The organism is Actinomadura logoneensis, from assembly GCF_003428695.1.
Classification (GTDB): domain Bacteria; phylum Actinomycetota; class Actinomycetes; order Streptosporangiales; family Streptosporangiaceae; genus Spirillospora; species Spirillospora logoneensis.
The window spans coordinates 1-12,459 of sequence record NZ_QURH01001010.1 but is presented as its reverse complement, the minus strand read 5'-3'; the positions used below and the strand labels follow the sequence as shown (position 1 = coordinate 12,459).

The following is a 12,459-nucleotide window of genomic DNA, read 5'->3' as shown; positions in this document are numbered from 1 at the left end:
GTGACGGCCGCGCCGTGGCGTCCGCGGCACCGGCACACCGCGCACGCCCGGTGAGCCGCGCCGGGTGCGCCCCGGGGACGCGCGGCGGGCGGTCCGGGATCGCGGGTGGACGGCCGGGACGGCCGGGGCGGCGCGGGAGCCGGGGATGCCCCGAAGCGCAAGCCCCCGTCCGCCCGGCGTCGCGGCTTCTGGGACACTGCCCTCCATGAGTGAGGGTTCGTTCAGCAAGGTCGGAGTCGTCGGCCTCGGCACCATGGGTGCGGGCATCGCGGAGGTGCTGGCGCGCGGCGGACTCGCCGTCGTCGGCGTCGAGATCAACCAGGAGGCGCTGGAGCGCGGCCGGGGCCACCTGGAGAAGTCCACCGGACGGGCGGTGAAGCGCGGCAGGCTGACCGAGGACGGGCAGCGCGAGATCCTGGACCGGATCCGGCTGACCACCGCGTTCGGCGACCTGGCGGACTGCGACCTGGTCGTGGAGGCCGTGCCGGAGCGGCTGGACCTCAAGCACAAGGTGTTCGCCGAGCTGGACAAGGTCGTCCGGGACGACGCGATCCTCGCGACCAACACCTCCTCGCTGTCGGTGACCGCGATCGCCGCCGCCACGGGCCGTCCGGCGAAGGTCGTGGGCGTCCACTTCTTCAACCCCGCGCCGGTCATGAAGCTGGTCGAGGTCATCGGGACGGTGCTGACCGAGGACGGCGCGGTGGACCGCGTCGCCGCCCTGGTCAGGGGCCTCGGCAAGACCCCGGTGGTGATCGGCGACCGGGCCGGGTTCGTCGCGAACCGGCTGCTGTTCGGCTACCTCAACGACGCCGCGTCCATGCTGGAGACCCGGCACGCGACGCGCGACGACATCGACACCGCCATGACCGCCGGCGGCGGGCTCCCGATGGGCCCGTTCACGCTCATGGACCTGATCGGCCTGGACACCTGCCTGGAGGTCCTGGAGGCGATCTACGCCGAGACCCGCGACCGCCGGCACGCGCCGGCCCCGGTGCTGCGCGAGCTGGTCACCGCCGGGCTGCTCGGCCGCAAGACCGGCCGCGGCTTCTACTCCTACGGCGACGCCGCCGCGGACGCCGGCCCGGCGCAGGACGGCCCGCCGCCGTCCGTCGCGATCGTCGGGGACGGCGAGCTGTCGCGCGCGTTCGCCGCCGCCGTGAACGCCGCCGGCGCCCCGGCCGCCAAGGTCGAGGAGGCCGATCTGGTCGTGGCGTCCGGCGAGGACATCGACCTGGCCGCCGTCGAGGGCCGCGCGAAGGACGGCGCGGTCGTCCTCGGCGAGGGCGGCCTGACCGGCGGCGGGGCCCTCGCCGCGCACAAGCCCGAGGCCGACCGCCCGCTGGTCGAGATCGGCGTCACCCCGGTGACCCCGCCGGAGGCCGCCGACCGCGCGGTCGCGCTCGTCGCCCGCCTCGGCCTCACCCCGGTCCGCTGCCGCGCCCGCCGCGGGTTCATCGTGGACGCGCTGCGCTTCCCGTACCTCAACGACGCCGTCGCCATGCTGGACGCGGGCTACGCCGACGCCGACGCGATCGACGCCGCGATGGCCCTCGGCTGCGGCTACCCGGCGGGCCCGATCGCGGAGATCGACCGGCTCGGCATCGGCCGCGCCCTCGACCAGCTCGAGTACGACCCGGACGAGGCGAACCCGGGCGTCAGCGACCGGCTGCGCGAGCAGTGGGACCTCGGCCTGACCTTCCGCTGACCCCCCGGGCGCGGGCGGGGAGCACCCCGCCCGCGCCTCTATCCTTGATCGCATGAGCCCGCGGAAGAACCGCCGCAGCACGCCGGACCGGCGCGGTTCCGGCGGCGGCGCCTCCTGGGTGGACGACACCGAGGAGGGCCCGGACGGCGAGTGGCACGTCCGGACGGTCGCGGGCGCGAACGCGGCCAAGTCCTACCGCTGCCCCGGCTGCGACCAGCTCATTCCCCCCGGCGTCGGCCACGTCGTGGCCTGGCCCGCCGACCGCGGCGGCGCCGACGACCGGCGGCACTGGCACCGCCCCTGCTGGCAGGCGCGGCTGCGGCGCACGCCCAACATCGTCCGGTCCCGCAACGCCCCCAGGTACTGAGACGCCCCGCCCGGGCGCCGGGGCGCGCCCGGCGCCGTGCGGACAAACCCGGACGGCCGATCGCGGCCAGAGGTGTCGGCCGGATGCGCCCGCCGGGTGACGATTGGCTGACCACCGAGTGGCTGGTGAGGGTCGAGGTCGTCAACGGGGAGGGGCAGCGCTGTCATGGCCGTCGTGCAGCTGTACGCCAGGGACGTCGGGGCCGGGATGCCGCTCGTGCTGCTGCACGCGTTCCCGCTGTCCTCGGCCATGTGGCTGGCGCAGCGGGAGGCGCTGGCGGGCCGGTTCCGCGTCGTCACCCCCGACCTGCGCGGCTTCGGCGGGTCGGTGCTCGGCTCGGACGTGCCGTCCGTGGACGCCATGGCCGACGACGTCGCCCGGATGTTCCGGACCCTCGGCGTCCAGCGCGCGGTGGTCGGCGGCGTGTCCATGGGCGGGTACGTCGCGATGGCGCTGTGCCGCCGCCATCCCGACGTCGTCCTCGGCCTGGTCCTGTGCGCGACGCGCGGCTCCGCCGACGACGCCGGGACGAGCGCGGCGCGGCTGGCGCAGGCGGACCGGCTGGAGCGGGACGACGACGTGTCGGTCCTGGTGGACGAGCTCCTGCCGCACCTGGTCGGGCCGACCACGATGCGGCAGCGCGCCCTGGTCTACGGCCGGGTGCGCGGGCTCGTCCAGTCCACCCCGCCGCACGCGGCGGCGTGGGCGCAGCGCGCGATGGCCGGACGCCCCGACTCGTTCGACACGCTCCGTGGCGTGAAGGTCCCGGCGCTGGTCATGGTGGGAGGGGAGGACGCCCTGTCGTCCGAGGCGGACGCCCGCGCCATGGCCGAGGCGCTGCCGAACGCCGAGCTGCTGGTCGTCCCGCGCGCCGGGCACCTGGTCCCGGTCGAGCAGCCGGACCTGTTCAACCAGGCCGTCACCGAGTTCGCCGCCGCCCTCTCCGGCTCCGCCCGCTGACCGCCTCCGCCGGCGGCGGCGTCCCGGCCGGGAGGCCGTCGCCGGGGAGCAGGCGGTGGGTCGGGCGGTGGGTCAGGCGGACTCCTGCCGGGGCAGCACGATCTCCCGGATGAGCAGCGAGATCGCGGCGGCCGCCGGGATCGCGATCAGCGCGCCGACCACGCCGAGCAGCGCCGCGCCGATGAGCGCCGCGACGATCGTCACCGCGGGCTGGACGTCCACGGTCTTCTTCATCACGCGCGGGTAGACCAGGTAGTTCTCGATCTGCTGGTAGACCACGTAGAAGATCACGGCCGCGACGCCCTCGTAGACGCCGGTGAGGAACGCGACCAGGCACACGATCACCGCGCCGATCGTCGCGCCGACCAGCGGGATCAGGTCGGTCACCGCGACGATCAACGCCAGCGCGAGCGCGTACGGGACGCCGAGGATCTCCAGGAAGATGTAGGACGTCAGGCCCGCGATGAACGCGATCGTGAACTGGCCCGCGACGTACCCGCCGATGCGGTCCAGGATCTCGTCGCCGAGCAGCGCGACGCGGGGCCGGCGCGTCCGGGGGACGAGCTGGTAGAAGAACGCCTTGATCTGCGGCAGCGAGCCCAGGAAGTACAGGGTCAGGATCAGCACGGTCAGCGTCTTGAAGGTGCCGCTGAGCGCCTGCTTGCCGACGTCCACGGCCCAGTTGGCCATGTCCTGCTGGAACTTGGAGTCGTTGAGCTTGTCCTGCGCCTGCTGCAGCAGGTGGTAGCGGCGGTCCCAGTCCGCGATGCGCCGGTTGCCCTGGAGCTGCTCGATGTAGTGCGGGAGGTCCTGGGTCAGCCCGCTCACCTGGTCCACGATCGGCGGGACGAGCGAGGCGACGACCCCGGCGAAGAACAGCACGACGCCGAGGAACACCACGGCGACCGCCCAGCCGCGGGACAGCCCGAGGCGCTTCAGCCGCTCCACCGCCGGGTTCAGCCCGACGGCGAGGAACATCGCCACCACGATCGTCACCAGCGTGGACCGGGCCCCCGTCGCGGCCTTCAGCAGCAGGTAGGCGGTCATCACGCCGAGCGCGGCGGTGAATCCGAACACGAACGGGTGGTGGCGCCCGAAGGGCTCGCCGGGCCGTCCGAACGGGAACCGGTGGTCGGCCTTCGCCTCCTGCTTGAGCTGCTCCACCTGCTCGACGGCGTCCGCCTCGTTGACCACCGAGACGACGGCGACCGGCACGGCCCCGGCGGCCACGGCCTCGTCCGTCGTGTCGCCCCCGCCGGATTCGCTGGTCGCGTCGGTTCTGTCGGACGCGCCCTGGGACGCGCCCTCGGACGCGCTCTCGGACGCGTCCGTAACCGTGTCGTCAGCGTCGGAGCGGTCGGCGGACGCGGCCTTCGCCGTCGTTCCGTTCACGGCCTTCGCGGCGTCGCCGGTGGTCGTGTCCTCGGTGCCCGGCGCGGCCTTCCCGTCGGCGCGGGCGGCCTCGTCGGACGCGGTGGCGGCTCCCGTGGCGCGGGGGGATTCCGCCCCGGGGGACGGCGGGGTGTCGTGGGGCACTCCGGCTCTCCTCAGGTCCTCGTCCGGGCGGACGTTCAGGACGAAAACCATACATCGGGTAAAGCCGTGTTAACCGTCCTCGAACCACCGTCGGCGCGTCCCCGAGCAGCCGCGACGACGCGCAGACGGAGACCGGGCGGGAACGCGAGACGCGCGGCCCCATGCGGGCAGCGCCGAACAGGCGAAAAGCCGGAGGCCCAGCGGCAGATGCCGCTGGGCCTCCGGGACGTCACGCCGGGACGGCCGTCAGGTCGTCACTCCTGCCACCAGTCCTCGTCGTCCTCGTCGGACTTCTTGCCCTGCGCGCCCTTCGGGGCGGGCTTGGCGGCGGACTGCGGCTTGGCCTGGCCGTTGCCCTGGCCGGACGGCCCGGACTGGCCCTGCGCCGGGACCGGCTTGGGCTTGGGCTCGGGGGCCGGAGCGGGCGGGGCCGCCTTCTCGATCGCCGGGGCCTCCTCGACGCCGCCGAGCGCCGGGCCGACGCCGCCGATGAGCTGGCGCAGCTGGTTGAGGTGGCTGGTGATGCTGTCGCGCTGGCGGGTGAGCTCGTCCACCTGCCGCTGCGCGGCGGTGCGGATGCGCTCGGCCTCGGCCTTGGTCTCGCTGAGCAGCTGCTCGGCCTGGCCCTTGGCCTCGCTGATGATCTGGTCGGAGCTCTTGCGCGCGTTGGCCATCAGCTGCTTGGCGTGCGAGTCGGCCTCGCGGCGCGTCTGCTCGGCCTGCTGGGTGGCCTTGGCCGCGCGCTGCTCGGCGGACGCGGCGCGCTGCTCGGCCTCGGCGACCAGCTTCTGGGTGGCCTGCTGCGCGGCGGCGTGCCGCTCGGCGTCCTGCCGGTCGGCCTCCTCGCGACGGGCGGCGAGCTGGATCTCGAACTCCGCCTCGGCCTGCGCCCGCTGCGCCTCGGACTCCTCCAGGATGCGCTGCGCCTGCGCGCGCATCTCGTCGGCCTGCCGCTTGGCGGTGGTGAGGATCTCGTCCCGCTCGCGCTTGGTGGACGCGCGCAGCTGGGCGACCTCGCGCTCGGTCGTGGTGCGCAGCTTGGCGATCTCGCGCTCGGCGGCGGCGCGCTTCTCGGCGACCTCGTGGTCGGCGGTGGCGCGCAGCTTGGCGACCTCGCGCTCGGTGGTGGAGGTCAGCTCGTCGGCCTCGCGGCGGGCGGCGGTGCGCACCTCCTCGGCCTCGCGCTCGGCGGCGCCCCGCATGTCGTCGCACTCGCGCTGGGCGGTGGCGCGCAGCTCGGACGCGTCGTTCTCGGCGGTGGCGCGCAGCTCGGCGGCCTCCACCTTGGCGGCGGCCTTGATCTCGTTGGCCTCGCTGCGGGCCGCCTGGACGAGCTCGGTCGCCTGCTCCTCGGCGAGCCGGAGGAGTTGCTCGATGCGGGCGCCGAGGCCGGAGTAGGTCGGCCGCTCCTGCTCCTGCAGCTGGCGGTGCGCGTCCGACAGCTCGCGTTGGAGCTGCGAGGTCTGCTCGCGGGTGGTGCGGACCTCGTTGTCGAGCTGCTTGATGTGCTCGTCGACCTGGTGCCGGTCGTAGCCGCGAAGCACCACGTCGAACTCGCGCGGGGGCGTGTCTTCAAAGAAGTTGCTGAGCTGGGCGTCGATGTCGGACTGCATGTGGCTCAATCCTGGTGTGACGGGGCTACGGGCCAAGGTTCCGGGGACCGGACGATCGCCTGCCTGAGGGGCGCGCCGCCCCAGACCTCTTCCGGCGAATGCAGCGTACTCCGGGTGCTGTGCTGTTGGGGGCTCAACCGAACGGACTGGGAGGTTTGTCCCGTTTGTCCGTTGAGTCCCGGACGCTCGGTCCCGCCGGGGTTTCCGCCGTGAAATGCACCAGAAGTGTCCGAACGGTTACAGCGCACCGCCCGGGACGTCCCCGCGAGTGCCTGTGATATCGATCACGTCACGATCTCGCCGGTTCCGGACGGACGGCCGGGGGGTCGTCCACGCGGGGTCGTCCGCGCGGGGTTCGCGGGCGCGTCCGGGGTCGCGGGGTCAGGAGCTCTTCTGCACCAGCTCGGTCAGGACGCCGTGGCAGTCCTTCGGGTGCAGGAAGGTGATCCGGGATCCGAGCGACCCGCGCCGGGGGCTGTCGTAGAGCACCCGGACGCCCTTGTCGGCGATTCCGTCCGCCTCGTCCTGGACGTCCCCGTCCGTCCCGAAAGCAATGTGGTGGACGCCTTCGCCGTTCTTGGCCAGCCACTTCGCGACCGTCGAGTCCTCCCGGATCGGAGTGATCAGCTGGATGAAGCTGGCCGCGCCGTCGCCGGTCTCGTTGATCCTGAGCATGGCCTCCCGGACGCCCTGCTCCTCGTTGGTCTCGTAGTGCACGTCGGTGAACCCGTAGGTCTCCCGGTAGAACGCGACCGTGGCCTCCAGGTCGTGGCAGGCGATGCCGATGTGGTCGATGCGGGTGAGCATGCTTCCTCCCCGGGGCGGAGAACGTTCGGTCCTGCTGAGTATCGTGGCAAACGTCCCGCCGTACGTTCTCGTGGAGGCCCCCTTTGTCCGTCGGTTCCGTCATCGTCGCCGGTGCCCGCACCCCCATCGGCCGGCTGCTGGGCTCGCTGAAGGACTTCACCGCCGCCGACCTCGGCGCGCACGCGATCAAGGCCGCGCTGGAGCGTGCCGGGATCACCGGGGACCAGGTCGAGTACGTCATCCTCGGCCAGGTGCTCCAGGCGGGCGCCGGCCAGATCCCCGCCCGCCAGGCCGCCGTCAAGGCCGGCATCCCGATGGGCGTGCCGTCCATCAACATCAACAAGGTCTGCCTGTCCGGCCTGGACGCCATCGCGCTCGCCGACCAGCTCATCCGCGCCGGCGAGTTCGACATCGTCGTCGCGGGCGGCATGGAGTCCATGACCCAGGCCCCGCACCTGCTGCCCAGGTCGCGCGGCGGCTACAAGTACGGCTCGGTCGAGGTGCTCGACCACATGGCCTACGACGCGCTCACCGACTCGTTCGAGGGCATCTCCATGGGCGAGTCCACCGAGCGCGGCAACGCCAAGCTGGGCATCTCCCGCGAGGAGCAGGACGAGTTCAGCGCCCGCTCGCACCAGCGCGCCGCCGACGCGATCAAGAACGGCCGGTTCGACGCCGAGATCGCGCCCGTCGAGATCCCGCAGCGCAAGGGCGACCCGATCGTGTTCGCGACGGACGAGGGCGTCCGCGGCGACACCACGGTCGAGACCCTGGCCCGGCTGCGCCCGTCCTTCGCCAAGGACGGCACGATCACCGCCGGCTCCGCCTCGCAGATCTCCGACGGCGCCGCCGCCGTCGTGGTGATGTCCAAGGCGAAGGCCGAGGAGCTGGGGCTCACCTGGATCGCCGAGATCGGCGCGCACGGCAACGTCGCCGGTCCGGACAGCTCGCTGCACTCCCAGCCGTCCAACGCGATCAAGCACGCGCTCGGCAAGGCCGGGCTGACCGTGGACGACCTCGACCTCATCGAGATCAACGAGGCGTTCGCGTCCGTCGGCATCCAGTCGATGCGCGACCTCGGCGTCGGCCCGGAGAAGGTCAACGTGGACGGCGGCGCCATCGCGGTCGGCCACCCGGTCGGCATGTCCGGCGCGCGTCTCGTCCTGCACCTGGCCTACGAGCTGAAGCGCCGCGGCGGCGGTGTCGGCGCGGCGGCCCTGTGCGGCGGCGGCGGCCAGGGCGACGCGCTGATCCTGCGCGTCCCGTCCGCCTGAGGCCCGCGGCTCCGGCCGACTGAACGCCGACCCGCTGAACGCTGACCCGCGCGGCGCCCTCGGGCGCTTCGCGGGTCGTGCCGAGCCCCCGTCCGGTCACCGCCGGACGGGGGCTCGCGCGGTCACTGGGACGCCTGCTGGATCGTGACGGTCTTGAACCCCAGGGCGCGGAGCATGTTCTCCAGCATCGTCCTGGTGTTCTGGTCGGCGCGGGTCTGCAGCCCGCTCTGCTGCGCGGCCGTCTGGATCTTCTGGGACGCCAGCACGTACAGCTGCTGCTGGTCGTTCGGGTTCGAGCTGAAGAAGTCCCCGAAGCGGTCGAACAGGCCGCGCTGCGTGGAGAACACGTAGCTGCGCTTCGGATCGAGGTTGGTCGAGTCGAGCTGGGCGTGGGGGAGCCGGACGGTCGCGGCCGTCCGGTCGGAGTTGACGGTGATCGCGCCCGAACCCAGCCGGGAGAAGTCCACGTACGCGTTCACCGAGCCCTGCCCGATGAACAGCGTCCGCCGGCCGCGCAGCGAGCCCGGCAGGTACTTGGCCTCCTTGTCCAGGTCCACGACGACCTGGAAGTCGCCGCTGGCCGCCTGGTAGCGGTGCATGTCGCGGACGGACCGCAGCAGCGCCGGGCCGCTGCGGTCCTTGGTGTCCTCGGCGAAGGGGTTCAGCCAGTGGGGGAGCATGTGCAGCCCGTTCTGGACGACGAGCACGATGGCCACGGTCGCCGCCACCAGCAGGAGCGGGACCCCGAGCCGTCCCCACCGGCGCTCCCGCCTGGCCGGGGCCGGTGTCTCTTGAGGCGGTGCTGGCTTCATGCCCCCAACATGCCCAATTCTTGGCAAACCTTGCCGCCACGGGCGGTCCGGTGGCCGCCCAGGGGCGAGTCCGGCGGTCGCCCGGGGACGCACAGGCCGGTCGTCAGTCGGCCACCCCCGCCTCCTCGACCTCGAGGAGGGACGCGCTGCGCAGGTGCGCCTCGTGGGCGGCCTTGCCGCCGCGCACGCCGAACAGCCGCTTGGTGGCCACGATGTAGACGATCAGTCCGATGTTGATCAGCAGCGCCCCGATCCGGACGACGGTGATCCGCTCGGTCAGCTCGTAGATCTCGATCGGCAGCCCGAACGACGTCGCGACCACGGCGAAGTACTCGCCCCAGCGCTGCAGCAGCCAGAGCCCGACCGCCTCGATGATCTCGACGGCCGCGTACACCAGCAGCCCCACCGCCAGCCAGCGCAGCGTGCCGGGCGTCAGGTCGAACACCTTGCGGAACGACTCCACGATCTTGGAGTGGTCCAGGTCCCAGCCGACCTGGTCGGCCAGCGGGCGCAGCAGCGGGATCTCCTTCTCGAAGATCCGCTGGATCGAGCCGCGGTGCTCGGAGAACCGCCACACCCCGTAGGCGGCGGCGAGCACCACCAGGCCGCGGATGAGCCGCTCGACCGCGAAGAACCGCATGATGAACGCGTCGCGCAGTTCCTTGCCGCGCTTGACCAGCGGCGCGTGGTCGGCCGGGCCCGAGCCGTGCGGCTCGCCGTGGATGTAGGCGCCGCAGCGCAGGCACCGCCACGCCTCGCCCACGGGTGTCTCGGTGTGCAGCCGCAGCCGCAGCTGCGGTTCGTCGGGCGCGTAGGTGATGTGTCCGCGGCGCGCGCAGGTGAGCAAACTCCAGTCCACGCGGTCACCCTAGAGGTGCGCGGGGCCGCGGGCCGAGGCCCGGAAGGGAGCGGTGCCGGAGCGCGGATGTGAGCAGCGTCATAGGGCCGTCCGAAACACTGCGAAGGGGGCGGTACGTTAGGTGCACGTGGACATCGTGAAGAGCCTGCGGATCGTCTCCGTGGCCGAGGCCGTCTCGTTCCTGGTGCTGCTGCTCGTGGCCATGCCGGTCAAGTACGCCGGTGGCGAGCCGGTGGTGGTCCAGATCATGGGGCCGATCCACGGTGTCCTGTTCATCGCCTACGTCATCCTCGTCCTCGCCGGACGCGGGGCCGTGGGCTGGGACAACAAGCGGACGCTGCTGGCGCTCATCGCCTCGGTGCTCCCCGTCGCGCCGTTCTTCGTCGAGCGGAACTGGCTCCGGCCGGCTCCCGACGCCTCGGGGCGGACGGACGGGGCCGCCGAGCGGCAGGTGGCCTGAGCGCAGCACAACACAAAAGCTTCTGCGTGGTCGCGGCGGGTCTGGGGGGTCCTGTCGTGGCCGCGCAGAGGGTCCTAGCGCCCCCGCCGGGCCTCCTGATCCAGGTCGTCCGGCGCGGGGCGCGTTCCTTTGCCCGCCCACTTTCCGAACGGCGGCGGGCCTGAGCCACCCGACCCGCCCGCGCCGCGCGGACCCCTTGTCCCGGCGCTCCATCGCGGCTTGGCCGCCTTGGTGTGGCGTCCGTGAGCGGCTGGTCCGGCGGACGATGTCCGCGCCGTCGAACCCTTGCCGCCCGACCGCGCCGCACGCGGCGACTTCTCGGCTGCCACGGACGGGCGTGATGCCGTCCGGCGGGGCGATGACCGTCCCGCGAACCGCCTGGCGGACGGCAGGCGAACCGAACGCCCCCTTTCGGACGCCGACGAGCGCTGTGTGGACGCCCCGCCCGAGGACGACGAAGCCGCACCACCGCCAGTTCTCGATTCCGCATCCGATCCGCCTCCGGTCCCGCGTCCGGTTCCAGCCCCGGCCCCGGTTCCAGTCCCCGCTCCGGTCCCAGGCCCGGGTGCGGCTCCGACGCCCAGCGGGCCGAACGGCGATCCGGCCGACGTGGACGAGCGCGAGAGCGGCCCGTCCGCCGGTGACGTGCCCGGAACCGCGGTGTCGTCCGGACCGTTCCCGTCCGCGGTCGCGGCGAGCGCCCGTGCCGTGAAGTCGGACGCGTCGAGCGAGCACCGCCGGTACCGGTCGAAGTGGGCGCGCAGCCAGGCGCGGCGGTCCTCCTCGTCCCAGAGGCCGAAGCGGCGCGCCGCGCCCCGGTCGGAGATCGCCGGGGCGGCGTCGCCGAGCAGCCACGCGTCCACGAGCGACTCGTACTCCACGGGCGGACGCGCCCGCCCGGCGCACGCGTCCGGACGGAGCAGGCCGTCCCGGACGTCCCGCAGCACCCCGCCCATGAAGCCCCGCCCCAGTTCGCCGGGCAGGTACACGCGCACCAGCCCGTTCCGCACCTGAGCCGGTCCGGGCCGCGGACGCTGCTCCACGCGGGTGAACGCCGCCGGAGTGTCCGCCAGGCGCGCGGCGAGCGGCGTCAGCGTCTCCTCCAGCGCGGGCAGCGCGGGCGCGAGCGCCGGGTGCACGCACACCCGCAGCGGCCACTCGTGGCACACGTCCTCCGCCGGGTCCGCCTGGACGGCCGTGCCGTGCGTCCCGTGCAGCCGGACGGTGACCGCCCCCGCGAGCACGAGCGCCGCCGCGACCCCCAGGAGCAGGACGTTCCGCCGCGTCGCCCACCAGCAGTACGCGAGCGCGAGCCCGACGGCCAGGGAGGTCGCCCACACGGTCTGGTCCGCCAGCACGCCGGGGTTCAGGGTCGTGAACAGCTCGACCCGGTGCAGCGCGGCGGGCGGGAGCAGGCTCCACCAGGACGTCCCGGGCAGCCGCGCCGCCGCCCACAGGGCCGCGACGGCCGGGACGGCCAGCGCGGTCGCGGGCCGCGGGACGCGGCGTCCGGCCAGGTAGCCCGCCGTGACGTGCAGCGCCAGCGCGGCCGACCCCGCCGTCAGGCCCAGCAGGTCCGGGTGGCCGGCCTCCTCGCGCATGAGCGTCCGGACGACGATCACCGCGGCCACGACCGCGTACGAGGCGAGCGCGACCATGATCAGCAGCGCCAGGTCGAGCAGCACCCCGGTGATCGGCGACCGGGCCGTGACGACCCGCAGGTAGTCGAGGCGCCGCTCGCGCGCGCCCGCGAGGGCGGCGAACCCGGCGGCGACCGGGCCCATCACCCGGACGGCGTTCACCAGCGCGACGATGGAGTTGTCCCAGTAGGCGACGCCGGGGAGGAGCGTCGGCCAGGCCGCGGCCACTCCCGAGGCGGCCAGCACGGCGGCGCCGGCCAGAGGCCGGGCCCGCCGCGCGTCCGCCCGGAGCACGCGGCTCAGGTCAGCCACCGGCTGTGCTCCCCAACGGCACCAGCCTCCTCCACGCGCCGATGCCCTCGCCCCCGTTCCGCCGGGGGCGCGCGTCCGAGGGGGTCCGCCGCCCCGCCGCCCCGCCCGTGC

At 73.7% G+C, this 12,459-nt stretch carries 11 protein-coding genes; 5 read left to right on the top strand and 6 right to left on the bottom strand.

The features are described from left to right. The first annotated feature begins 205 nt into the window (after positions 1-205). The 3 genes from DZF91_RS34840 (at position 206) to DZF91_RS34830 (ending at position 3,035) form a co-directional block, all read left to right on the top strand. Entirely contained in the window at positions 206-1,708 is a 1,503-nt protein-coding gene (locus DZF91_RS34840; RefSeq protein WP_117361297.1) for a 3-hydroxyacyl-CoA dehydrogenase, read from the top strand. A gap of 52 nt (positions 1,709-1,760) precedes the next feature. Then, positions 1,761-2,075 carry an ATP/GTP-binding protein gene (locus tag DZF91_RS34835; protein WP_117361296.1) on the top strand — a complete coding sequence of 105 codons (315 nt, stop codon included), beginning with the start codon at positions 1,761-1,763 and terminating at the stop codon, positions 2,073-2,075. A gap of 165 nt (positions 2,076-2,240) precedes the next feature. Beyond that, entirely contained in the window at positions 2,241-3,035 is a 795-nt protein-coding gene (locus DZF91_RS34830) for an alpha/beta fold hydrolase (protein WP_117361295.1), read from the top strand. Between the two features lie 72 nt (positions 3,036-3,107). On the opposite strand, the gene DZF91_RS34825 is transcribed toward DZF91_RS34830, so the two are convergent. The 3 genes from DZF91_RS34825 to mce all read right to left on the bottom strand — a co-directional run bounded on the left by DZF91_RS34825 (position 3,108) and on the right by mce (position 6,991). Further along, positions 3,108-4,571, bottom strand: a complete 1,464-nt coding sequence (locus DZF91_RS34825) for an AI-2E family transporter (RefSeq protein ID WP_235834781.1) — start codon at positions 4,569-4,571, stop codon at positions 3,108-3,110. Between the two features lie 254 nt (positions 4,572-4,825). Further along, on the bottom strand, positions 4,826-6,184 hold the full coding sequence (locus DZF91_RS34820) for a DivIVA domain-containing protein (protein WP_117361294.1): 1,359 nt from the start codon (positions 6,182-6,184) through the stop codon (positions 4,826-4,828). Between the two features lie 381 nt (positions 6,185-6,565). Continuing rightward, the gene (gene mce, locus DZF91_RS34815) at positions 6,566-6,991 is read right to left on the bottom strand and encodes a methylmalonyl-CoA epimerase (RefSeq protein WP_117361293.1); all 426 of its coding nucleotides are present in this window, start codon (positions 6,989-6,991) and stop codon (positions 6,566-6,568) included. An 83-nt stretch (positions 6,992-7,074) separates the two neighbouring features. On the opposite strand from mce, the gene DZF91_RS34810 reads away from it, so the two are divergent. Further along, on the top strand, positions 7,075-8,265 hold the full coding sequence (locus tag DZF91_RS34810) for an acetyl-CoA C-acetyltransferase (protein WP_117361292.1): 1,191 nt from the start codon (positions 7,075-7,077) through the stop codon (positions 8,263-8,265). Between the two features lie 122 nt (positions 8,266-8,387). Here DZF91_RS34810 and DZF91_RS34805 read toward each other — a convergent pair whose 3' ends face one another. Together DZF91_RS34805 and DZF91_RS34800 are read right to left on the bottom strand one after the other, a co-directional pair. Next, positions 8,388-9,077 carry a DUF4230 domain-containing protein gene (locus DZF91_RS34805; protein ID WP_117361291.1) on the bottom strand — a complete coding sequence of 230 codons (690 nt, stop codon included), beginning with the start codon at positions 9,075-9,077 and terminating at the stop codon, positions 8,388-8,390. A gap of 103 nt (positions 9,078-9,180) precedes the next feature. Next, complete coding sequence (locus DZF91_RS34800) at positions 9,181-9,936, bottom strand: DUF2127 domain-containing protein (protein WP_117361290.1); 756 nt, start codon at positions 9,934-9,936, stop codon at positions 9,181-9,183. A 127-nt stretch (positions 9,937-10,063) separates the two neighbouring features. Here DZF91_RS34800 and DZF91_RS34795 point away from each other — a divergent pair, with 127 nt between their 5' ends. Continuing rightward, the gene (locus DZF91_RS34795) at positions 10,064-10,396 is read left to right on the top strand and encodes a DUF3817 domain-containing protein (RefSeq protein ID WP_117361298.1); all 333 of its coding nucleotides are present in this window, start codon (positions 10,064-10,066) and stop codon (positions 10,394-10,396) included. A 74-nt stretch (positions 10,397-10,470) separates the two neighbouring features. Here DZF91_RS34795 and DZF91_RS34790 read toward each other — a convergent pair whose 3' ends face one another. Further along, positions 10,471-12,348 carry a hypothetical protein gene (locus DZF91_RS34790; RefSeq protein WP_199487104.1) on the bottom strand — a complete coding sequence of 626 codons (1,878 nt, stop codon included), beginning with the start codon at positions 12,346-12,348 and terminating at the stop codon, positions 10,471-10,473. Positions 12,349-12,459 lie beyond the last annotated feature (111 nt).